Genomic DNA, 21,794 nt, shown 5'->3' on the forward strand with positions numbered 1-21,794 from the left:
TCGGAGCACATGGGGTCGAGGTGCTGTGTCTCCCCCGGTCCACGTCGTGCTGCAGCGGTGACGGTGGCAGGCTCGAACCATGCCCGATTCCACCGCGTCGCCATCCGTCCTACTCGTCGAGGACGACGCCCCACTCACCGATCTGCTGTGCGATCTGCTCGCGGAGGAGGGTTACGCCGTGGAGGTCGCGACCGACGGTCACCGGGGGCTCCACCTGGGGCTGACCCGCCGGTTCGATCTGATCGTGCTGGACCGCGGGCTTCCCGTCCTGAGCGGTCTCGAGGTGCTGCGTGCACTGCGCCGACAGGCGGTGGACACTCCCACTCTCGTGCTCACGGCCAGGGGCGCACTCGACGACAGGGGCGAGGGTCTCGACGCGGGCGCCGAGGACTACCTGGTCAAGCCGTTCGAGGTGCCGGAGCTGCTCGCCCGGCTGCGCGCGTTGCGCAGACGCCGATTCGAGGGCGCGGAGCAACTCCCGGTGGGCCGACGCCGCCTGGACCTGGCGAGCCGGACGGTGATCGGGCACGACACGGCTGTCGAGTTGTCTGCCAGCGAGTGCGCTCTGCTCGCCGTCCTCGCCGAAGCGCCGGGTCAGGTCTTCACCCGGTCGCAATTGTTGCTGTCGGCGTTCGACGGCGCCGACGACCCGGGCACCGTCGATACCTACGTGCATTACCTGCGACGCAAACTCGGTCGCGACGTCGTGCAGACCGTGCGCGGTGTCGGATACCGGCTCGGTGCCCGATGAGGCGTCGGCGGCGACCGACCGTCGCGACCCGCCCGGCCGCCGTCATCGGCGACGAACAGTTGCTGCGCCGCGCCGGACGTTTCGCAGCACTGCAAGCCGCGGCGGCTCTCGCACTCGTGCTGCTGGTGGTGGGCCTGGTGGCGTATCTCGTCGACGCCCGCGTCCAGTCACGGCAGATCGACACGCAACTGCAATCCGTGGTCGACACCGTCGAGGACGTCGACGATCCCCCGCCCGGCACGGCACTCGCGTTGCGGGGACCCGACGGTGAGACGCAGGTCAGCGCCGGCGCACCACCGCAGATCGCGGGGCTGCTCGACGGACCCGCCGGGTTCTCCGACCTACGTGCGGGCGGACGGTACTACCGCGTACTGGTCGGCGGCAACACTCACGGCCAGGTTGCCGCGGCCCTCGACCTCGAGCCGTTCGAAGCGGGACGCCATCGACTGCTCTCGGCCCTGATCCTCGCGGAGATCGCCGGTATCGCAGCATCCGCGGTCGTGGTGATCCTGCTGTCCCGCAGATCGATTCGGCCACTGACCCTGGCGCTGTCGCTGCAGCGACGTTTCGTCGCCGATGCGTCGCACGAACTGCGTGCCCCGCTCACGGTCCTGCATACCCGCGCGCAACTACTCGCCCACCGTGTCGGACGACTCGAGCCCGAGGAGGTCTCCCGCCAGCTCGACGGGATCGTCGCCGATACCCGCGCGCTCGGTGAACTGGTGGAGGATCTGCTCCTCTCGGCGGCCATGGAGACCGGACCCGACACCCGGGAACCTGTCGACGTCGCCGCGCTCTGCGAGCAGGTCCGCGACAGCGTCGAGGCGCACGCGCGATCGCTGGGCGTCGACGTCGATATCGTGCGCGGCGACGCGCCCTGCGTCGTGAGCGGGTCTCGCCCGGCATTGCGACGCGCAGTGTACGGACTCGTCGACAATGCCGTCACCCATGTACGCCCCGGCGGACGGGTCACGCTCCGTGTCGACGGCGACACCGACGTGGTGCGAATCGCTGTGACCGACACTGGTCCGGGGATCGAACCTCAGCAGCTGAGTCGACTGTTCACCCGCTTCGCGCACGGCCCTGAGCAACCGGCCGGAGGCCGCCGGTATGGCATCGGGCTTGCTCTCGTCCGTGAAATCGCGACCGCCCACGACGGCGAGATACTGGTCGATCCGAGGCCTGGTCGCGGGGCCACCTTCACGCTCGTCCTGCCGAGGCACGCCTAAGACGTTCCCAGAAGGCTCCAAGAATTCGCGCCTACCGTGAGAACCGGAACACCGGGAACACGCGACGGAGGCGAGTCATCATGGGGCCCACAACGTTCAACGGCCTGCCCATCCACCCGTTGCTCGTGCATTTCGTAGTGGTGCTGGTACCGCTCTCCGCACTGCTTCTACTGCTGTCCGTATGTTGGCCCGCAGCGAGGCGACGGATCGGGGTCTTCTCCCCCGTGGTCGCCCTCATCGCCCTGGTTCTCGTGCCACTCACGACCCACGCCGGCGAGTGGCTCGAACACCGCACCGCGCCTGATCCGCTGGTGCGGATCCACGCTGAACTCGGGGACCAACTGATCTACTGGTCGGCCGGTCTCTTCGTCGCCGCACTGGGATGGTGGGCCATCCACAACCCCCGTTTCCAGGCGTGGCGGGCCGAACGCGGCGGGTCGACGAGCAGTACGGCGTCGCGGGTCGTCGCCACCGGACTTTCCGTCGTCGCGGTGGTGCTGGCAGTCGGATCGACGGTGCAGGTCTACCGGATCGGCGAGAGCGGCGCGGCCGCCGTCTGGAGCGATACGACGGCTGCCGATTCCCCGGCCGCACAGTGACGCCGGACCACTTCGGACAGCCTTGCATAGCTGGTGACACCGTGGCGTCGGCAATACGATTCGCGCTGTGACCTCGAACCAGGAGTCCCCGAATGCCGGCGAGCAGGCCGGAACCCATGCAGCGGAGCCGCACACCGCAGGGTTGTCGTCGCGCCTGAACTGGCTTCGCGCGGGGGTACTCGGCGCGAACGACGGCATCGTCTCGGTAGCGGGTCTCGTCGTCGGTGTCGCCGCGGCAACCACCGACCGCGGCCCGATCCTCACCGCCGGTCTGGCAGGGCTCGCGGCCGGCGCCGTCTCGATGGCGCTGGGCGAGTATGTCTCCGTGAGCACCCAGCGTGACACCGAGCGCGCTCTGCTGGAGAAGGAGCGCCTCGAACTGACCACCATCCCCGACGCCGAACTCGACGAACTGGCATCCCTGTACGAGGCGAAGGGTCTGTCCCCCGCCACCGCCCGTACCGTCGCCGAGGAGCTCACCGCGCACGACGCGTTCGCGGCGCACGCCGAGGCCGAGTTGGGCATCGACCCGAACGACCTCACCAACCCCTGGCAGGCTGCGTCTGCATCCGCGATCGCGTTCACCGTCGGCGCGATTCTGCCGATGCTCGCGATCCTGCTTCCGCCGGCGAGCGCGCGCATTCCGGTCACATTCGTGGCCATGCTGGTCGCCCTTGCCATCACCGGCAGCATCAGCGCCCGACTCGGCGGCGCCGACCGGTCCCGGGCGGTGATCCGTGTGGTCAGCGGTGGCGCGCTCGCGATGGCCGTCACCTACGGGATAGGGCAGCTACTCGGCGGCGCCGGGGTCTGACGCGGGGTCCGGCGACCCCTCGCCCCTGGATCGCCCCAGCAACCAGGCCTCGAACGACGGGTTGCACAGGCAGGCCGGCGACCGCCGCGCCCGGAGCAACGCCACCGCGCCGGCCGGGTCCGCCTCGCCGGACAGCACCATCGCCCGACCCGCGATCAGACTCGACCGGTTGAGCCCCACCTGACAGTGCACGAGAACCGGACCTGTCTTGCGGCACGCGTTCACCCAGGCGGCGAGGGCATCGACCTGATCGAAGCCCTGTTCGGCACTGTCGTACATGCGGACGTAGACCTCGGAATCGACGACGTGCGCGATCTCGTACTGCTCCCACGGGTACAGCGACACGAGGTGGGTGACGAACGTCGGCAGCAGCAGTCCGTCGCGGCAACCGCCCTGCCACAGATTCGGGGCGATCTCGCTGATGACCGGAACGTCGAAGGGCAGGTGTCCGTGCGCCGTGATCCCGACCAGGCGCTGGCGCAACGGGTCGAGCCTGATGTCGATCGCGGTCGGATCGACGGAGTCGTCGTTCACGCTCGGGGTCCGTTCGGAGTGTCGGCCGGGGATTCCAGTATCGCCTGGTTCCCGACCGTCGCGCGTTCCGAACACTTCCCAGACTTCCCTGGTCGTTTCGGCGGACCAGTGGTCGGGTTCGGGCTACGATCCCCCGGACGCGCAGCCTGAGCGCGAGAAATATTTGGGGGAGGTTCCGAAGTGCCTGATCGATCAGTCATGTCCGTGCGCAAGCCGACGAATTGGGTTGCGGGAGCGGTCGCCGCAGCGGCCACAGTAGCGATTGCGGCGGGCGGGGCCGGGGTGGCATCAGCCGCTGACGCCGGCTCTTCCGGATCGCTGGGCGTAACCCCGTCGAGGATCTTGATGGACGGCGTCTACAAAGTCGGCTTCGACGTTCAGCCGGGAACGTACACGACGGCCGGCGCCTGGCCCGGCAGTCTGCTGCCCTGCTCGTGGACCCGCATCGAGGCGCTGCCTACCGGCGGCATCAACGCGATCGAACGCGGGGTTTCCTACGGACCGGTCACCGTCACGATTGCGCCGGACGACGACGGGTTCGAGACCGCCGGCTGCCGCGGGTGGAATCCAGTTCGTGAGCCCGACTCCGTCGACGCCGGATCTTCGAGTGGTTCGCTCGACTTCGGCTCACTGAGCACGGGCTCGCTCGGCTCCTGATCGGCTTCGGCTTCCGGCCACGACGAAGTCGTATCGAGACCCATCAAGACCCATCGAGACCCACGGATTCAATCCAACTTTCGCCCATGCATTTTCGATCGTGGGCCGACCGATCGAGCTCCCCGGAACGCCCCGCCCCGTGCGGGGCGTTCTGCGTTTCGACTACGGGTGTATCGACCGTGTCGCGGGAACTGTCGAGCGATCTGACTGAAGTTGGCCGGCATCCGTGCCACGATCCGCGAATGAACGACTGCTTGTGGGCGCGGAGGGTTTCGAACCCCCGACCGCTGGTGTGTAAAACCAGAGCTCTACCACTGAGCTACACGCCCGAATTCCGGCGGTGGAATTCCGCCGGAATCGCATCAGGACTTTAGCGCGGTGAGCGCTTTCTCCCAAGCTGCCTGGTCACGGGGCTCGCCGGGGCCGTTCATCTCCGCGAAGCGGATGATGCCGTCCTTGTCGATCGCGAACGTGCCGCGGTTGGCGAATCCGAGCTTGTCGTTGAACACCCCGTACGCCTCGGCAATCGCGCCGTGCGGCCAGAAGTCGGACAGCAACGGGAAGGTGTAGCCCTGTTCGGCGGCCCAGATCTTGTGGGTCGGCGACGGGCCCACCGAGATCGCGAGGATCTCGGCGTCGTCGTTCTGGAACTTCGGCAGTTCGTCCCGCACACGGCACAGTTCGCCCTGGCACACACCCGTGAACGCGAGCGGGTAGAAGACGAGCAGGACGTTCTTCTTGCCACGGAAGTCCGACAGCGTGACTTCCTGGTTGTTCTGGTCCTTGAGGGTGAAATCGGGCGCAGTGGCGCCCACTTCGAGAGGCATGCCTGGTCCTAACATCGGGTACGTCGGCGCATCCGTCACGACAAACGTACGCCGCACGGATGAACCGAATGTGGTCTCGGCGAGATCAGCGCTTGGGTGCGCGAGCCTTCGGCTGCACCAGCCGGCTACCGCTCCACATCCCGAGGTTCGCGGCCGACGTCTGGGTCAGCCCCGCCGTGGGCGCCGATTCGGCGATCTCGCTGGGCTCGACATGCCCGGACTGGCCGGTCTTGGGGGTGAGTACCCACACGAAGCCCTCGTCGGACAGCGGTCCGATCGCGTCCATCAGGGCGTCGACCAGGTCACCGTCGCCGTCGCGCCACCACAGCACCACGACGTCCATGACCTCGTCGGAGTCCTCGTCGACCATCTCTCCACCGATGGCCTCCTCCACCGCCGAACGAATGTCGTCGTCGGTGTCCTCGTCCCAGCCCAGTTCCTGAACCACCATGTCGTGGGTAATGCCAAGCTTCTGAGCGTAGTTCTGAGCGTCCGCCGCGGCGACCACGGTGGTGTCCTCCTCTGTTCGGTGGGTGGCGGGCCCGAATGGGCCCGACCGACTCCAGTGACGATCGAGCGTGTGTCGATCAATAGGTGAAAGCGAACATGGTCGAAGCCGTTCGCGCAAGCCGACGTCCCCGAAAATCTCGAGAAAGTGCGATCGGCACGCCGTCGACGACGGTTGCCAGGGCGAATTCCGACCCCCACCGTATCCCGCGACGCGCCGAAGACCGAACAGCAGGAGTGGGGGTGCCTCCGCGGACTGGATGGTGAAAGATGAGGGTTGCGCCATATTCATATGGAAACTCGGGCGGCCCTAACAAGGACCGTCCGGATGGAGCGGACGCGACACCGCGCGTCCCACCACAATGAGGAGCACACCTTGTCAGACCTGATCCAGGGGCCCGCGTCTCAACCGAACGCCGACACACCAGGCGTATCCGGAGCGGCCTCGTCACCCGCCGCGAACGCGCAACCCGGCACAGACGGCCGGGTCCGCGTCATCCGCGAGGGCGTGGCTTCCTACCTGCCGGACATCGATCCGGACGAGACCACCGAATGGCTCGAATCGTTCGACGGTCTGCTCGACCGCTCGGGAGCCGCCCGCGCCCGCTACCTGATGCTGCGCATGCTCGAGCGCGCCGGCGAGAAGCACGTGGCGATCCCCGCACTCACCTCTACCGACTACGTCAACACCATCCCGACCGAGAACGAGCCGTGGTTCCCCGGCGACGAAGAGGTCGAGCGCCGCTACCGCGCGTGGATCCGCTGGAACGCCGCGATCATGGTGCATCGCGCGCAGCGGCCGGGCGTGGGCGTCGGTGGTCATATCTCGACGTACGCGTCGTCGGCCGCGCTCTACGAGGTCGGTTTCAACCACTTCTTCCGCGGTAAGGACCACCCGGGCGGCGGCGACCACATCTTCGTGCAGGGCCACGCCTCGCCGGGCATCTACGCCCGCGCGTTCCTCGAGGGCCGGATCCCGGCCGAGCAGCTCGACGGCTTCCGCCAGGAGGCCAGCCACGCGCAGTCCGGCGGCGGCCTGCCGTCGTACCCGCACCCGCGCCTGCTGCCCGATTTCTGGGAGTTCCCGACGGTGTCGATGGGCCTCGGCCCGATGAACGCCATCTACCAGGCCCGCTTCAACCACTACCTGCACGACCGCGGCATCAAGGACACCGCGGATCAGCACGTGTGGGCGTTCCTCGGCGACGGCGAGATGGACGAGCCGGAGTCGCGCGGTCTGGCGCACGTCGCGGCCACCGAGGGCCTCGACAACCTGACCTTCGTCGTGAACTGCAACCTGCAGCGCCTCGACGGACCGGTCCGCGGCAACGGCAAGATCATCCAGGAGCTCGAGTCGTTCTTCCGCGGCGCCGGCTGGAACGTCATCAAGGTCGTCTGGGGCCGCGAGTGGGACGCGCTGCTGCACGCCGACAAGGACGGCGCGCTCGTCAACCTGATGAACGAGACGCCCGACGGCGACTACCAGACGTACAAGGCCAACGACGGCGCGTTCGTCCGCGAGCACTTCTTCGGGCGGGACCCGCGCACCAAGGCCCTGGTCGACAATCTCTCGGATCAGGAGATCTGGAACCTCAAGCGCGGCGGCCACGACTACCGCAAGATCTACGCGGCGTATGCGGCGGCGATGGCGCACAAGGGTCAGCCGACGGTGATCCTGGCGCACACCATCAAGGGCTACACCCTCGGCAAGCACTTCGAGGGCCGCAATGCCACGCACCAGATGAAGAAGCTGACGCTCGACGATCTCAAGCGGTTCCGCGACATCCAGCGCATCCCGATCTCCGACGAGGAGCTCGAGAAGGATCCGTACCTGCCCCCGTACTACCACCCCGGTACGGACTCCCCCGAGATCCAGTACATGCTGCAGCGGCGCAAGGCGCTCGGCGGCTTCCTGCCGTCCCGCCGCACCGACTCCACACCGCTCGCGCAGCCCGCGGACAAGACGTACGACGTCGTCCGCAAGGGCTCGGGCAAGCAGGAGGTCGCGACGACGATGGCCGTCGTCCGCATCCTCAAGGAACTGTTGCGGGACAAGGAGATCGGCAAGCGGATCGTGCCGATCATCCCGGACGAGGCGCGCACGTTCGGCATGGACTCGTGGTTCCCGTCGCTGAAGATCTACAACCGCAACGGACAGCTGTACACGTCCGTCGATGCGGAACTGATGCTCGCCTACAAGGAGAGCGAGATCGGCCAGATCCTGCACGAGGGCATCAACGAGGCCGGCTCGACGGCGTCGTTCACCGCGGTGGGCACGTCGTACGCCACCCACGGCGAGCCGATGATCCCGGTGTACATCTTCTACTCGATGTTCGGCTTCCAGCGGACCGGCGACGGCCTGTGGGCGGCGGCGGACCAGATGGCCCGCGGCTTCGTCCTCGGCGCCACCGCCGGCCGCACCACGCTCACCGGTGAGGGTCTGCAGCACGCCGACGGTCACTCGCTGCTGCTGGCGTCGACCAACCCGGCCGCGGTGTCGTACGACCCGTCGTTCTCGTACGAGATCGCGCACATCGTCAAGGACGGTCTGCGCCGCATGTACGGCGGCACGACGTCGGCGGACGGAACGCTCGAGCCGGGCTTCGGTGGAGAGAACATCTTCTACTACCTCACCGTCTACAACGAGCCGTACCAGCAGCCCGCCGAGCCGGAGAACCTCGATGTCGAGGGCCTGCTCAAGGGCATCTACCTGTTCAAGCCGGCCGAGAGCTCGGGCGTCCCGGAGGGGCGCTCCGCAGGCTCCGCACCGCGCGCGCAGATCCTGGTCTCGGGCGTCACGATGCCGGACGGTCTGCGCGCACAGCAGCTGCTCGCGGACGAGTGGGGCGTCGCCGCCGACGTGTGGTCGGTGACCTCGTGGGGCGAGCTGCGCCGCGACGGCATCGAGTGCGAGCGCGAGGCGCTGCGCAACCCAGGTGTCGACGCACCGGAGCCGTACGTCACGAAGGCGCTGTCCCAGGCGCAGGGTCCGTTCGTGGCGGCCTCGGACTGGATGCGTGCGGTCCCGGACCAGATCCGTCAGTGGGTCCCCGGCTCGTACACCACGCTCGGCACCGACGGGTTCGGTTTCTCCGACACCCGCCCGGCGGCGCGACGGTTCTTCAACGTCGACGCCGAGTCGATCACCGTCGCGGTGCTCTCGGCGCTGGCGAAGTCCGGTGAGATCGACCGCTCGAAGGCGGCCGAGGCGGCCGCCCGCTACCGGATCGACGACGTGCTCGCCGCTCCGAAGCAGACGTCGGATCCCGGCGTCGCCTGAAGCGGCCCGATCGGCACGCTGATCGACAACTGATCACGCCCGCCGCTTGCACGAGTGTCCCGGAGACGCCGTGCAGGCGGCGGGCGTAAGTTCCTCTCATGGCCGAGGATCTGCCCGAGACGTCGAACAGCTCGTCGGAGCCGCCCGCGCTGCGCGAGGCGCCGACCCCGAACTCGCCGCGACGCGTCCGCTATCAACCTCCGGCCCCCAGGTCGGACGGCAGGCCCACTCGCGATTCACTTCCGGACGCACTGCTGCGCCGGGTCAAGCAGTTCTCCGGACGGCTGTCCACCGAGGCCATCGCCTCGATGCAGGACCAGCTGCCGTTCTTCGCCGACCTCGACGCCGAACAGCGCGCGAGCGTCCAGATGATCGTCCAGAAGTCGGTGGTCAACTTCCTCGAGTGGCTCACCGACTCCGACAGCGACATCCGATTCACCATCGACGCGTACCAGGTGATTCCGCAGGACCTCGCCCGACGACTGACCCTCCGCCAGACGGTCGACATGGTGCGGGTCGCAATGGAGTTCTTCGAGCAGCGTCTCCCGGCTCTGGCCCGAAACGACCGGCAGCTGGTGGCGCTCACCGAGGCGATCCTGCGCTACGGGCGCGAGCTCGGTTTCGCGGCCGCCTCCGTCTACGCCAGTGCCGCGGAGTCCCGCGGTGCATGGGACACCCGGCTGGAGGCCCTGGTGGTCGACGCGGTTGTCCGCGGCGACACCGGTTCCGACCTGCAGTCCCGGGCGGCAACCCTGAACTGGGACGCCACCGCGCCCGCGACGGTCATCGTCGGCACGCCTCCCCCGGAACAGGGCGTGTCGGTGATCGGCACGGTGCACAGCGCAGCGCAGCGCCACGATCGCGGGGCCCTCGCCGTGATCCAGGGCGATCGGCTCGTCCTCGTCGTCAGCGGTGAGCTGCACGGCACCAAGGCGGCGCGGGAGTTCATGACCGATCTCATGGACAAGTTCTCCGCCGGCCCCGTCGTGATCGGACCCACCACCCCCAGTCTGGGGGCCGCACACTTCAGTGCGGTCGAGGCGCTGGCCGGCATGGAAGCCGTCGCGGGTTGGCGGGGCGCTCCGCGGCCCGTCTTCGCCGCCGACCTTCTACCCGAACGCGCCCTTCTCGGAGACACCGCGGCCGTCGTTGCCCTAAACGAACGTTTGATCCAGCCGTTGTCGGCCGCCGGCTCGGCACTGTCCGACACGCTCGACGCCTACCTGGATTCCGGTGGGGCCGTAGAGGCTTGTGCCCGTCAGCTGTTTGTTCATCCAAATACTGTCCGCTACCGCCTGAAGCGAATTGCCGAAGTCACCCGCCGGGATCCGACCAACTCGAGGGACGCATATGTGCTCCGCGTCGCAACCACGGTGGGCCGACTAGCTCAAACACGTCACGAAACGTCGACTTCTGACACATCAGTCACAAAATTCACATTTAGGAATGTCGGGACGTAACACGGAGGCGCCCGAATTCGATAACGGCGGCCGACGTGCTTTTTTGTAGGAAACCTACAAAACACGTGTCCAGGTTTCATCCCCGACAACATCTCGCAGACCTGCACCCGCAGTGTTCCCTTGAAAGCGTGATTTCGTTGCTAGCCCCGGGTCAGGGCTCTCAGACCCCCGGCATGCTCAGCCCATGGCTGGAGCTGCCGGGTGCACACGATCGCGTGGCTCTGTGGTCCAAGGCCTCCGGCCTCGATCTCGTACGCCTGGGCACTACCGCCTCGGCCGAGGAGATCACGGACACCGCAGTGACCCAGCCGCTGGTCGTGGCTGCCGCGCTCCTCGCCTACGAGGAGCTCGAACGTCGCGGCCAGATCCCCTCCGACACCATCGCCGCCGGTCACTCCGTCGGCGAACTCGCTGCGGCCGCGGTCGCCGGCGTGCTCTCCTCCGACGACGCGGTGATGCTCGCCGCGATCCGGGGTGGCGAGATGGCGAAGGCGTGTGCGTTGGAGCCCACCGGAATGTCGGCGGTGCTCGGCGGGGACGAGGACGCCGTCCTGTCCCGGCTCGAGGAACTCGATCTCACGCCGGCCAACCGCAACGCGGCGGGCCAGATCGTGGCGGCCGGGCGACTCGACGCACTCGAGCAGCTCGCCGCGAACCCGCCCGAGAAGGCCCGCGTACGGGCACTTCCGGTGGCGGGTGCGTTCCACACCCGGTTCATGGCGCCTGCTCAGGACGCCGTGGCCGAGGCCGCGTCGCGGATCACACCCAACGATCCGTCCCGCACTCTGCTCTCCAACTCGGACGGCGCGCCGGTGACCTCCGGTGCCGATGCCCTGACTAAGCTGGCCGCGCAGGTGACCCGACCTGTGCGCTGGGACCTGTGTACCGCGAGCCTGCGGGCCGCGCAGGTCTCGGCGATCGCGGAACTCCCCCCGGCGGGCACCCTGATCGGAATCGCCAAGCGCGAAATGCGCGGCACCCCGACCGCGGCGCTCAAGGAACCCGGGGATCTCTCCGCACTGACCGAGTTCACCGAAGTCGGTTAGCTTGCTGCGCGCTCACGATGCGCGCACCGGGTCGGCCCCGGCCGCCCCGGACCCACAGAAGACGACACATCGAATGAAGAAGGGAGCCACGAAGTGGCCGCCAACCAGGAAGACATCATCGCCAACCTCGCCGAGATCATCGAAGAGGTCACCGGAATCGAGCCGTCCGAGGTCACGATCGAGAAGTCGTTCGTCGACGACCTCGACATCGACTCGCTGTCCATGGTCGAGATCGCGGTCCAGACCGAGGACAAGTACGGCGTGAAGATCCCGGACGAGGATCTCGCGAGCCTGCGCACCGTCGGCGATGTCGTCGCCTACATCCAGAAGGTCGAGGCCGAGGGCGGCGAGACCGCGGAGACCGTCAAGGCCAAGCTCGAGGCCGCCAAGAACGACGACGAGTGAGCCGAACGTGACTTCCGCTTCTACCCGAGGGAGATTCCCCAACATCGTCGTCACCAGCCTTGCGGCTACGACGTCGGTCGCCGGAGATGTGGATGGCACGTGGAAGGGCCTGCTGGCCGGTGAGAGCGGCATCGACGTGCTCGATGGCTCATTCGTGGAGGAATTCGATCTACCAGTGCGTTTCGGTGGCCAGTTGAAGGTCCCGTTCGACGACGCACTGTCCCGGGTCGAGATCCGCCGGATGAGCTTCGTCGAACGTCTCGCTCTCGTTCTGGGTCGTCAGGTCTGGCAGAACGCCGGCAGCCCCGAGGTCGACAAGGATCGCCTCGGGGTTGTCATCGGCACCGGACTCGGCGGCGGCGAGGCGCTCGTCGACGCCGTCGACAAGCTGCGCGCAGGCGGGTACCGCAAGGTGTCCCCGTTCGCGGTTCAGATGGTGATGCCGAACGGTCCGTCGGCCACCGTCGGACTGGAACTCGGCGCGCGCGCCGGTGTCATCACGCCGGTCTCGGCGTGTTCGTCCGGCTCGGAGGCCATCGCGCATGCGTTCCGCATGATCGCGATGGGCGACGCGGACATCGTCGTCGCGGGCGGAGTCGAGGGCAACATCGGCTCCGTGCCGATCGCGAGCTTCGCAATGATGCGCGCGCTCAGCACTCGCAACGACGACCCGAAGGCGGCTTCGCGCCCCTTCGACAAGGACCGGGACGGTTTCGTCTTCGGCGAAGCGGGCGCAATGATGGTCCTCGAGACGGAGGAGCATGCGAAGGCACGCGGGGCGACGATTCACGCCCGCCTGCTGGGCGCCGGCATCACCTCGGACGGATTCCACATCGTGGCGCCCGATCCGGAAGGCACGGGTGCGGCTCGCGCCATGACCCGGGCCATCGAGACCGCCGGTCTCACCAAGTCCGACATCAAGCACATCAACGCACACGCCACCGCGACCCCGATCGGCGACATCGCCGAGGCACTGGCCATCCAGGCCGCGGTCGGCACGCATGCTGCGGTGTATGCGCCCAAGTCGGCACTGGGCCACTCGATCGGCGCCGTCGGCGCCCTCGAGGCCGTGCTCACGGTCCTGAGTGTGCGTGAGGGCGTCATTCCCCCCACGCTCAATCTCGACAACCAGGATCCAGAGATCGATCTCGACGTCGTGAAGGGTGAACCCCGGTACGGCGACATCGATTTCGCGATCAACAACTCGTTCGGTTTCGGTGGGCACAACGTCGCGCTCGCCTTCGGCCGGGCTTGATCCCAGCCGAACTTCGCTGGACAGCCAGGTGGGGGGCCCCGCACCCCGGGGTCCCCACCCCCGAACCCTCGCCCCATATGGGCTCGCTCAAGGAGGACTCGATGACCGTCATGGCCCCCGCGACGAACACCGAAGCATCAACCGATCCGCGCGATCCGCTCGCGCGTCTCGCCAAGTTGTTCGATGCCGGTACCGTCGTGCCCCTACATCCCCGCGACAAGTCCGGAGTACTCGCCGCATCCGGTGAGATCGACGGCGTTCGCACCATCGCCTACTGCTCCGACGCCACCGTCATGGGCGGCGCCATGGGCATCGAAGGCTGCAAGCACATCGTTGCCGCCATCGACACCGCCATCGCCGAGAAGGCGCCCGTCATCGGACTGTGGCATTCGGGCGGCGCACGCCTCGCCGAAGGCGTCGAGGCGCTGCACGCCGTCGGACTGGTCTTCGAGGCCATGGTCCGTGCGTCCGGCCTCGTCCCGCAGATCTCCGTCGTCCTCGGCTTCGCGGCCGGCGGCGCCGCCTACGGCCCCGCGCTCACCGACATCGTGATCATGGCCCCCGAGGGCCGCGTGTTCGTCACCGGACCCGACGTCGTCAAGAGCGTGACCGGCGAGCAGGTCGACATGGCCTCGCTCGGCGGCCCCGATACGCACACCAAGAAGTCCGGCGTCGCGCACATCGCTGCACACGACGAGGACGACGCCTACCATCGCGCCCGCCGCCTGGTGTCGATGTTCTGCGAGCAGGGCGAGTTCGATCTCGCTGCCGCCGAGCACGGCGACACCGACCTGCGGGCGCTGATGCCCGAGTCGGCCAAGCGCGCGTACGACGTTCGCCCGATCGTGCACGAGCTGCTCGACAACGTCGAGGGCGAGTCGAGTTTCGAAGAGCTGCAGGGCAATTGGGCGCGCAGCATCGTCACCGGCCTGGGACGCCTCGGCGGCCGCACGGTGGGTGTGATCGCCAACAACCCGCTCCGCCTGGGCGGCTGCCTCAACTCGGAGAGCGCGGAGAAGTCCGCCCGCTTCGTCCGCCTGTGCAACGCCTTCGGCATCCCGCTGGTCGTGGTCGTCGACGTCCCCGGCTACCTGCCCGGTGTCAGCCAGGAATGGGAAGGCGTCGTGCGCCGCGGCGCGAAGCTGCTGCACGCCTTCGCCGAGGCCACGGTTCCCCGCGTCACGCTGGTCACCCGGAAGATCTACGGCGGCGCCTACATCGCGATGAACTCGCGCGCGCTGGGCGCCACCGCGGTGTACGCGTGGCCCGAGTCCGAGGTTGCGGTCATGGGCGCCAAGGCTGCCGTCGGCATCCTGCACAAGCGCGCCCTGGCCGCCGCGCCGGAGGAGGAGCGCGAGGCACTGCACGATCGCCTCGCCGCCGAGCACGAGGCCATCGCCGGCGGTGTCGGCCGCGCGATCTCCATCGGTGTGGTGGACGAGACGATCGATCCGGCGAAGACGCGCAGCGTCATCACCGCGGCCCTCGCCGCGGCACCGGCCGGCCGTGGACAGCACAAGAACATTCCGCTGTGACACGACGACACTGAGTGATGGGGCCCCGCACCGCGGGGCCCCATCACTTTTGGGTCCCGACGGCCCACTCCACTGCCGGGCCGAGACTCACCACCCTCGTCGACGCCGTCCGGTTTGCCGGATCTCGTTGCACCACAGAGAAATCGGCCGCATCCGGAATGGACACGACCGAACCGACTCAGCCGACGTCGCGGCGCAGCCAGGTCACCTCGGCGCCCTCGCCACCGCTACGGTAGGGCTCGAGCACCTCGTCCCACGGCGTGCCGAGGGCGTGCTCCACGGCGGCGGCGAAACCGTCGGCGCCCTTCGCGAGCAGCGCCCGCAGTCGCATCTCGCCGACGACGACGTCCCCGTTCGCGCTCGTCGAACCGCGCCACAGCCCGAGGCCCGGCACGTGGCTGAATCGTTCGCCGTCCACGCCGTCACTCGGGTTCTCCGTCACCTCGAAGTACAGCAGGGGCCAGGCCCGCAGGCCCGCCGCGAGCCTGGACCCGGTACCGACAGGGCCGGACCAGTCGCAGGTTGCCCGTAGTGTGCCGCCGACCGCGGGCTGAGCCGTCCAGCGAAGGTTGGCGCGGGCATCGAGAATCGAGGTGAGGGCCCACTCGACGTGTGGACAGACGGCGGCGGGCGACGAGTGGACGTAGATCACTCCGGTCGTCGCATCCGCGAACTGGTTCAACGAGCGCACTGCAACACCTCCAGCTTCGACGAGGGACGTCTTCCCCAACGACCTCGATCAAGTGGAGCCGGCTGTGTCGCAATCGCGACTTCACAGAGCGACACAACGTCGACCAGTGTGCCCTGTGATGCCACTGTTACGCCAGTGATAGCAGTAAATTGATCTACCGGCGGGCGCGCAACTCGGCGACGACGCCGTCACTCAATGCCGGCCACAGCGGCTTCGCCCAGTCCCCGAAAGCCCTATCCGTCAGCACGACGCACGCGGCGTCGACGGCCGGGTCCACCCAGAGGAAGGTCCCGGACTGGCCGAAGTGCCCGTAGGTGGCCGAGGAGTTGCCCGAGCCGGTCCAGTGCGGGCTCTTGCCGTCCCGGATCTCGAAGCCGAGCCCCCAGTCGTTGGGCCGCTGCGGGCCGTAGCCGGGCAGCAGGCCGGCAAGTCCGGGGAACTGCACGCTGGTCGCCTCGGTGTGGGTCTGCGCCGAGATCAGGGTGGGGCGCAGCAGTTCGGCGGCGAACCGCGCGAGGTCGGCCGTGCTCGCCTGTCCCCCGTGCCCGGCGGAACCGACGAGGGCGGAGTTCACCATCCCCAACGGCGCGAACACTGCCTCGGCCACGTAGTCGGCGAACCCGATCCCGGTCTCGGTCTCGACGAAGTCCGCCAGCACCTCGAACCCGGCGCTGGAGTAGATGCGCTTGGCGCCCGGCTCCGCCTGCACCTTGTGCTCGCCGAATGCCAGACCCGACGTGTGCGCGAGCAGGTGTCGCACCGTTGCGCCGGGTGGGCCGGCGGGCTGGTCGAGTTCGATCGCCCCTTCTTCGACGGCCACGAGAGCGGCATACGCGCACAACAGCTTCGTCACGGACGCGAGTGGATACACCCGCTCCTGGTCACCGAAATGCGCAACGCCTCGGCCACCGTCGACGACGGCAGCCGAGGCGTTGTCCACCGGCCATTGCCCGATCCGATCGAGAGTCTGCACCCGATCAGACTACGAGGGGCGTCCGATCAGAGGTTCACCAGTCCGCTTCGGTGTAGCGGACCACACCGCGAATGTTCTTACCGTCGAGCATGTCCTGGTAACCCTCGTTGAGCTGCTCGAGCGAGTACGTGTTGGTGACCATGTCCTCGAGATTGAGCAGGCCCGCCCGGTACAGGTTCAGCAGGTTCGGGATGTCCACGCGGGCGTTGCAGCCACCGTAGATGTTGCCCTGCAGATCCTTCTGCAGCATCGCGAACAGGAACGCGTTGAGCTTGACGTCCATGTCGGCCATGTGGCCCATCGCGGTGACGACGCAGCGACCGTTCTTGGCGGTGAGCGTGAGGGCCGGGTCGACGTACTCGCCCTTCATCTCACCGACCGTGATGATCGTCTTCTGGCACATGCGACCCCAGGTGATCTCCATGATCGGCACGATCGCCTCCTCCATCGAGGCGAAGGCATGCGTGGCGCCGAACTTGAGGGCCTGCTCGCGCTTGAACGGCACCGGGTCGATCGCGAACACGTGGCGTGCACCCGACGCGACGGCACCCTGCAGGGCGCTCATACCGACGCCGCCGACACCGATGATGGCGACCGAGTCACCCGGCTTGACGTCGGCGACGTGCGTCGCCGAACCCCATCCGGTCGGGACACCGCAGCCCACGAGGGCGGCGAGCTCGAACGGGATGTCCTTCTCGATCTTGACGACCGACGTCTGGTGCACCGTCATGTAGGGCGAGAACGTGCCGAGCAGGCTCATCGGGATCACGTTCTCCCCGCGCGCCTGGATGCGGTAGGTGCCGTCGGCGATGGCCTGGCCGCTGAGCAGCCCCATGCCGAGGTCGCAGAGGTTCGAATGGCCCTCGGAACACGACGGGCAGCGTCCACAGGCCGGGATGAACGAGAGCACGACGTGGTCGCCGACCTCGAGATCCGTGACGCCATCGCCGACCTTGGTGATCACACCCGCGCCCTCGTGGCCGCCCATGGCCGGGTAGGACGCCATCGGCGTCGCACCGGTGACGATGTGGTGGTCGGAGTGGCACATGCCGGCGGCTTCCATGCGGATCTGAACCTCGCCGGCGACCGGGTCACCGAGTTCGATCTCCTCGATCGACCACTTCTCGTTGATGCCCCACAGCAACGCGCCCTTGGTCTTCATTTGCAACCGCCCTTCCATACCTAACAACCGATTGCTGTGACGATAGCCACAAATCTTCTAAATTGGAACACGTTCTAGGCGGTGAGTAGGAAACCGGCCCACTGAGTGGGAGAACTTCCCAGGTCACCGCCCGTTCACGGCGCCGGACTCCCGCCGAGCCCACCCGGACCGACTGGACGCTCGACCTGATCTGTCGGTATCCCGTGAGACGTTTCCGTTGTCGAGTTGGCTTCAGGGGAGGAACTCAGCAGTTCGTGTCCGACATCGTCTCAGTCTTCGTCCTTGCGCTCGTCGTGACATCGATGGGCCTGACCGTCAAGCAACTGGCACGCAGCCGAGCTCGTCGCGCGACGTACCTACGGACCGTCCGCGCGATCCGGTGGTGGATGGTGCCCGCCGCAGCCATGCAACTCACCGTTGTCGCGGGAACCTTCTGGGTGTTGTCCGAGGCCGTGCCGATCCTGAGGTTCGGATGGTGGTCGGCGCTCGGCGGTAGCGGCAACATCGCGCTGGGGCAGACCGACAACAGCGGATTCGTATGGTCGGCACTGTCCCTCGCGATACCCGCGGCGCTCGTCCTACTGGTGCCCTTCCTCGCCCACGACGAGGAGCGCACCTTCCGAGCCGGCGCCGAGGAGTGGACGATGGCCACCCGCGTCCGAACCCAGGTCACGTTCGGGCTGATCCACCTGGCGATGGGAATCCCCGTCGCAGCCGGCATCGCCCTGATCGTCAGCGGGTTCTACTTCGAACGCCTGTATCTGGTGGCGGTGCGCGGGAACCGAGAGCGGATCGCGGAGCTGCGCAACGTGCCCCCACCGGCCGTGATCGACTGTCCCCCGCTTCCCGTCGGCGCCCCCTATGATCCGCACCACTGGGATCGGGTGCAGGCCGAGCGGGCGGCAGTGCGAGCCGAGAACACGCGCCTGCGCCTCGCCTGGGAGGACGGGGAGGACGAGGCAAGCCGACGCGCCCGCTCCCTCAGGGCCGAGCTTCGAGCCCCGGCACTCGCGACGGCGGCCGCGGCCCATGCGGTCTCGAACTGGATCGTCTGCGCCCTGCTGTTCGTGTTCATGCTGACGACGTAGCGACACGACAGCGGACGGCCAGGGCCGCGTCGAGTCGGACATGCCGTTCACGTCACCGTCACCGGATGTATTCGCCGAGTCATCGGTCCGGACATCCCGCGCGGGGATGGTGTGCACCCGACCACACGCCACCACCCTCGAACCGGAGTGTCCATCCATGCACCTCGCCCGTCGCACCGCGTTCACGGCCCTCGCCGTTGCCACCCTCGCCGCTCCGGGTGCAGTGGGCCTGGCCACTGCTGCTCCGCACACCGTCGCGCAGCGGGCCCCGATCTGCGACGGAGCGGGCGCGTTCGGTTCGCTGTCGACGGGGTCGCTGTCCACCGGTTCCCTGCCGGGCACCGACTATCTGTGCGCCCAGCCCGGTGATCTGCTCGACGTGCGCATCGGCGACGTCCACGCCACGCAGCCGTCGCTCGGCTACGACGAGGTCTACTACAAGCTCGGCCGCTACACCCTCGGCAAGGATGCGATCAACAAGAAGTTCGACGACTGGTGCGAGGCCAACGGCCAAGCGAAGGCTGCGACCGCCGCGCCGACGGCCACTCTCGCCGATCCCGCGTCGTTCACGTGCGAGGTGCCGGTGGGACAGGAGACCGAGGACACGATCGCGCCGATGAAGACCGTCGTGATCGGCCCGGGTGGAGCGCTGTATCTGACCGACGGCCACCACACGTTGACGTCGTTCTACGAACTGGCCGACGGCGGCCCGAACCTGCACGTCCGCCTGCGGGTGCTCGACAATCTCAGCCAGCTCTCCACCCAGGACTTCTGGGCCGAGATGAAGAAGGGCAAGTGGGTGTGGGACCGCGATGTGGACGGCCATACGGTTCCGGTGGAGCAACTTCCGGCCGGTGTCGGGCTCGCCAACTTCGCCGATGACAAGTACCGCAGCCTGATGTACTTCTCGCGGGACATCGGTTTCACCGCCGGCACCATCCCGTTCCAGGAGTTCTACTGGGGTGCCTGGGTCCGCGAGACGTCCGGCATCGACCTGACCGACTGGAACCGCAACGACCTCGCCGGCTACCTCGACACCGTCCAGCGCGCCACCCGGGCGCAGACCGCGCTTCCGGCCGACTCCGCGGTCCAGAGCGGCTTCACCGCCCGCGAACTCGGCGTCCTCCCCCAGTGGAACGACGGCAAGGCCGAATCGAAGGGCGAGTTCGCGAAGCTGTCGAAGCCGTACTCGGACGACAAGCCCGGAAAGATCGCCTACGCAATCGAATACAAGCGCAGCCTCTCCCGCTGACGCCTCATCGCCGCAATGGCCGCATTGGCCGCACTGGCCGCGCGGCCGTCACATGGCCCAGACGAAGGCCGTCGTGACCGCCCCGATCGCGGCCAGTGCGAGCAGTCCCCAAGCGCGGACACCGCGCCGGAAGGACCACGCCGCTGTTCCGGTCACGCCGACCAGAGCGGACGTCGCGACGGCTCGCCCCCACATGCGCGCCTCGTCGGCACGCTCGAGACTCGTCAACGACGGCGCCTCCCCGAAGAACGACGCCTCGGATATCAGGACGACGTTGCAGAGCCAGGCCGGCACCACGAGCAGTCCGATCACCCCTACACACCAGGCGATCGCGCGGGCCACATCGACTGCGATCGGGGTGCTCGGACGATCGCGGAAGTCGGGTGAGCCGTCGGACGAGTCCCGCACCGGTGTGCCCATTCCCCGATTGTCGGCTATGCCACCGCATCCGGAACGTCGCGTCGCGCGCCAACCCACCGTGTCGCTATGACCCGAACGAGTGAAAGAACGCTTCGATCTGGAGCGAGAGCACCCGAGTGAAGTCGGTCAACGCGTTGCTCCAGTTCTGGAGATCGATGGTGCTGACTGCAGCCCTCATGGCGAGCTCCTCGCGAGCGAGTGGCCCCGCTACAGGATGCAGGGGCTGTCCCTGTATCTCGCCCCGGCAGAAGCAGCTGTTACGCCGACGTCTGCCGGGTCACTGGCCGAGGCGTGGCCATTCGCACCGATGAGACTTGCCGCAGCCCTCCTACATGTTGAGATCGCCCGCTTCTGAAATTCAGATCCATGGCGCCGCTGTCGGCGACCGACCGTGCTGCGTCTTTCGGAACGGAATCACGTTCCGGCGCTGCGGGCCGATCGGTCGATTGTTTGAAAATCCTTCTGACCTGCGGCTACTCGTCGAGAACATTCGCGATCGAGCGTGACTTTCGACGCGCATCCCGCCTAGTCTCAGTTCGCCGCCCCTCCCCCCGGGGCGGCAACCCGTGGCCCCATCCCCCCTGTGCGGGGTCACGCGGGCGGCGCTTCTCGCCTCGCGAGTGCCTACACCGCCCTACCACTGACTGATCGCCCCGCCGCCGCTGTGACCAGGCGGGGCGATCAGTCACCGGCCCGTCCCCTGGCCGCCACGAGTGCGGTGTCCAGTGGGCGTGGCGCCCGTGCGGCACCCGGGTTCGGTCCAGGTTTCGCAGCGGCGACTCGCTTCACACGAACACCAGAACAGGTATACGAGTAGGTAGTACGGACGCGTTGTCGGCGGCTCCGATCGGTCAAGCTCGATCTACCCCGATCACCCGATATCACGATGAAGCGAGGCACCATGAGCGGCTGGCTCCCTACCTTGATCATCCGCAAGTGGCGCCTGGCCGGCTCGAGACTGTTCCGGCGATCGACCACCTCGACCCCGCCTCCACATCGAAGCGAGGGACCCCTGTGCGAGTACGACAGCCTCGGCCTGTAGCTCCTCTGAGGCCGGTCCGCAGGCTGGATGTGCTTCGTGTGGGGCGGTTTCCCGTTGTGGCAGCGCTACCCGACAGAACCGCTGCCATCAGCGAAGAACAGACAACGAATGCCCCTTTCTCGACGTCGAGAAAGGGGCATTGGCGTGGGGCGGGCGGGGCTCGAACCCGCGACCAATGGATTATGAGTCCACGGCTCTAACCGACTGAGCTACCGCCCCCTGCCGCGGCGGTACGCCGCGGACAGCCGAATGTTACCGCCCGCCCTC

General features: G+C 67.7%; 20 protein-coding genes and 2 tRNA genes. 13 read left to right on the forward strand and 9 right to left on the reverse strand.

Annotated features, from left to right (window positions below; translation table 11 throughout):
* Positions 1–79 precede the first annotated feature (79 nt).
* From AB4Z09_RS09665 to AB4Z09_RS09680, 4 genes are all read left to right on the forward strand, one after another.
* Positions 80–751 (forward strand): response regulator transcription factor, encoded by a 672-nt coding sequence (locus tag AB4Z09_RS09665; RefSeq protein ID WP_442239635.1) that lies wholly within the window; start codon positions 80–82, stop codon positions 749–751.
* Positions 748–1,980: a sensor histidine kinase gene (locus AB4Z09_RS09670; protein ID WP_174911168.1), complete on the forward strand. Its 1,233-nt coding sequence runs from the start codon at positions 748–750 to the stop codon at positions 1,978–1,980. The genes AB4Z09_RS09665 and AB4Z09_RS09670 overlap by 4 nt, the downstream gene beginning before the upstream one ends.
* An 80-nt stretch (positions 1,981–2,060) precedes the next feature.
* Entirely contained in the window at positions 2,061–2,579 is a 519-nt protein-coding gene (locus tag AB4Z09_RS09675; protein WP_174911171.1) for a DUF2231 domain-containing protein, read from the forward strand.
* A gap of 67 nt (positions 2,580–2,646) precedes the next feature.
* Positions 2,647–3,393 (forward strand): VIT1/CCC1 transporter family protein, encoded by a 747-nt coding sequence (locus AB4Z09_RS09680; protein WP_442239636.1) that lies wholly within the window; start codon positions 2,647–2,649, stop codon positions 3,391–3,393.
* Here AB4Z09_RS09680 and AB4Z09_RS09685 read toward each other — a convergent pair.
* Positions 3,370–3,927: a protein-tyrosine phosphatase family protein gene (locus AB4Z09_RS09685; RefSeq protein ID WP_442239637.1), complete on the reverse strand. Its 558-nt coding sequence runs from the start codon at positions 3,925–3,927 to the stop codon at positions 3,370–3,372. The two genes, AB4Z09_RS09680 and AB4Z09_RS09685, sit on opposite strands and share 24 nt — an antisense overlap.
* Positions 3,928–4,272: 345 nt before the next feature.
* Here AB4Z09_RS09685 and AB4Z09_RS09690 point away from each other — a divergent pair, with 345 nt between their 5' ends.
* Positions 4,273–4,584, forward strand: a complete 312-nt coding sequence (locus tag AB4Z09_RS09690) for a hypothetical protein (protein WP_114719197.1) — start codon at positions 4,273–4,275, stop codon at positions 4,582–4,584.
* 257 nt (positions 4,585–4,841) lie between these two features.
* Here AB4Z09_RS09690 and AB4Z09_RS09695 read toward each other — a convergent pair.
* The 3 genes from AB4Z09_RS09695 to AB4Z09_RS09705 form a co-directional block, all read right to left on the reverse strand.
* Positions 4,842–4,913 (reverse strand) — tRNA-Val (locus AB4Z09_RS09695).
* Between the two features lie 33 nt (positions 4,914–4,946).
* Complete coding sequence (locus AB4Z09_RS09700; protein ID WP_174911177.1) at positions 4,947–5,411, reverse strand: peroxiredoxin; 465 nt, start codon at positions 5,409–5,411, stop codon at positions 4,947–4,949.
* An 85-nt stretch (positions 5,412–5,496) separates the two neighbouring features.
* Positions 5,497–5,919, reverse strand: coding sequence for a DUF3052 domain-containing protein (locus AB4Z09_RS09705; RefSeq protein WP_114719195.1), 423 nt, complete (start codon positions 5,917–5,919; stop codon positions 5,497–5,499).
* A 375-nt stretch (positions 5,920–6,294) separates the two neighbouring features.
* Here AB4Z09_RS09705 and aceE point away from each other — a divergent pair, with 375 nt between their 5' ends.
* From aceE to AB4Z09_RS09735, 6 genes are all read left to right on the forward strand, one after another.
* Complete coding sequence (gene aceE / locus AB4Z09_RS09710) at positions 6,295–9,198, forward strand: pyruvate dehydrogenase (acetyl-transferring), homodimeric type (protein ID WP_114719407.1); 2,904 nt, start codon at positions 6,295–6,297, stop codon at positions 9,196–9,198.
* A gap of 98 nt (positions 9,199–9,296) precedes the next feature.
* The gene (locus AB4Z09_RS09715; RefSeq protein WP_174911180.1) at positions 9,297–10,658 is read left to right on the forward strand and encodes a PucR family transcriptional regulator; all 1,362 of its coding nucleotides are present in this window, start codon (positions 9,297–9,299) and stop codon (positions 10,656–10,658) included.
* A gap of 128 nt (positions 10,659–10,786) precedes the next feature.
* Positions 10,787–11,704 carry an ACP S-malonyltransferase gene (locus tag AB4Z09_RS09720; RefSeq protein ID WP_174911183.1) on the forward strand — a complete coding sequence of 306 codons (918 nt, stop codon included), beginning with the start codon at positions 10,787–10,789 and terminating at the stop codon, positions 11,702–11,704.
* Positions 11,705–11,797: 93 nt separating this feature from the next.
* Positions 11,798–12,109 carry a meromycolate extension acyl carrier protein AcpM gene (gene acpM, locus AB4Z09_RS09725; RefSeq protein WP_114719192.1) on the forward strand — a complete coding sequence of 104 codons (312 nt, stop codon included), beginning with the start codon at positions 11,798–11,800 and terminating at the stop codon, positions 12,107–12,109.
* Positions 12,110–12,116: 7 nt separating this feature from the next.
* A complete protein-coding gene (locus tag AB4Z09_RS09730; protein WP_114719191.1) occupies positions 12,117–13,364 on the forward strand; it encodes a KasA/KasB family beta-ketoacyl-ACP synthase in 1,248 nt (415 codons plus the stop codon).
* Positions 13,365–13,465: 101 nt separating this feature from the next.
* Entirely contained in the window at positions 13,466–14,899 is a 1,434-nt protein-coding gene (locus AB4Z09_RS09735; protein ID WP_174911186.1) for an acyl-CoA carboxylase subunit beta, read from the forward strand.
* Positions 14,900–15,077: 178 nt separating this feature from the next.
* Here AB4Z09_RS09735 and AB4Z09_RS09740 read toward each other — a convergent pair whose 3' ends face one another.
* The 3 genes from AB4Z09_RS09740 to AB4Z09_RS09750 form a co-directional block, all read right to left on the reverse strand.
* Positions 15,078–15,590: a DUF3145 domain-containing protein gene (locus AB4Z09_RS09740; protein ID WP_114719190.1), complete on the reverse strand. Its 513-nt coding sequence runs from the start codon at positions 15,588–15,590 to the stop codon at positions 15,078–15,080.
* Positions 15,591–15,744: 154 nt separating this feature from the next.
* Positions 15,745–16,563 (reverse strand): serine hydrolase domain-containing protein, encoded by an 819-nt coding sequence (locus AB4Z09_RS09745; protein ID WP_442239638.1) that lies wholly within the window; start codon positions 16,561–16,563, stop codon positions 15,745–15,747.
* Between the two features lie 34 nt (positions 16,564–16,597).
* The gene (locus tag AB4Z09_RS09750) at positions 16,598–17,725 is read right to left on the reverse strand and encodes an NDMA-dependent alcohol dehydrogenase (RefSeq protein WP_442239639.1); all 1,128 of its coding nucleotides are present in this window, start codon (positions 17,723–17,725) and stop codon (positions 16,598–16,600) included.
* A gap of 254 nt (positions 17,726–17,979) precedes the next feature.
* On the opposite strand from AB4Z09_RS09750, the gene AB4Z09_RS09755 reads away from it, so the two are divergent.
* Positions 17,980–18,813, forward strand: a complete 834-nt coding sequence (locus tag AB4Z09_RS09755) for a hypothetical protein (protein WP_174911194.1) — start codon at positions 17,980–17,982, stop codon at positions 18,811–18,813.
* Between the two features lie 157 nt (positions 18,814–18,970).
* Positions 18,971–20,065 (forward strand): ParB/Srx family N-terminal domain-containing protein, encoded by a 1,095-nt coding sequence (locus tag AB4Z09_RS09760; RefSeq protein WP_174911197.1) that lies wholly within the window; start codon positions 18,971–18,973, stop codon positions 20,063–20,065.
* 48 nt (positions 20,066–20,113) lie between these two features.
* On the opposite strand, the gene AB4Z09_RS09765 is transcribed toward AB4Z09_RS09760, so the two are convergent.
* Both AB4Z09_RS09765 and AB4Z09_RS09770 read right to left on the reverse strand, forming a co-directional pair.
* The gene (locus AB4Z09_RS09765; RefSeq protein WP_174911200.1) at positions 20,114–20,485 is read right to left on the reverse strand and encodes a hypothetical protein; all 372 of its coding nucleotides are present in this window, start codon (positions 20,483–20,485) and stop codon (positions 20,114–20,116) included.
* A 1,187-nt stretch (positions 20,486–21,672) separates the two neighbouring features.
* A tRNA-Ile gene (locus AB4Z09_RS09770) sits at positions 21,673–21,746 on the reverse strand.
* Positions 21,747–21,794 lie beyond the last annotated feature (48 nt).

Origin of the sequence: Rhodococcus sp. TAF43 (assembly GCF_052113525.1) — a bacterium.
Taxonomy (GTDB): domain Bacteria; phylum Actinomycetota; class Actinomycetes; order Mycobacteriales; family Mycobacteriaceae; genus Prescottella.

Bases quoted from the DNA above. Each gene is read 5' to 3' on its own strand.
- AB4Z09_RS09665 (WP_442239635.1), top strand. From the start codon at position 80: ATGCCCGATTCCACCGCGTCGCCATCCGTCCTACTCGTCGAGGACGAC.
- AB4Z09_RS09670 (WP_174911168.1), top strand. From the start codon at position 748: ATGAGGCGTCGGCGGCGACCGACCGTCGCGACCCGCCCGGCCGCCGTC.
- AB4Z09_RS09675 (WP_174911171.1), top strand. From the start codon at position 2,061: ATGGGGCCCACAACGTTCAACGGCCTGCCCATCCACCCGTTGCTCGTG.
- AB4Z09_RS09690 (WP_114719197.1), top strand. From the start codon at position 4,273: ATGGACGGCGTCTACAAAGTCGGCTTCGACGTTCAGCCGGGAACGTAC.
- AB4Z09_RS09700 (WP_174911177.1), bottom strand. From the start codon at position 5,411: ATGCCTCTCGAAGTGGGCGCCACTGCGCCCGATTTCACCCTCAAGGAC.
- AB4Z09_RS09715 (WP_174911180.1), top strand. From the start codon at position 9,297: ATGGCCGAGGATCTGCCCGAGACGTCGAACAGCTCGTCGGAGCCGCCC.
- AB4Z09_RS09735 (WP_174911186.1), top strand. From the start codon at position 13,466: ATGACCGTCATGGCCCCCGCGACGAACACCGAAGCATCAACCGATCCG.
- AB4Z09_RS09750 (WP_442239639.1), bottom strand. From the start codon at position 17,725: ATGAAGACCAAGGGCGCGTTGCTGTGGGGCATCAACGAGAAGTGGTCG.
- AB4Z09_RS09760 (WP_174911197.1), top strand. From the start codon at position 18,971: ATGCACCTCGCCCGTCGCACCGCGTTCACGGCCCTCGCCGTTGCCACC.
- AB4Z09_RS09765 (WP_174911200.1), bottom strand. From the start codon at position 20,485: ATGGGCACACCGGTGCGGGACTCGTCCGACGGCTCACCCGACTTCCGC.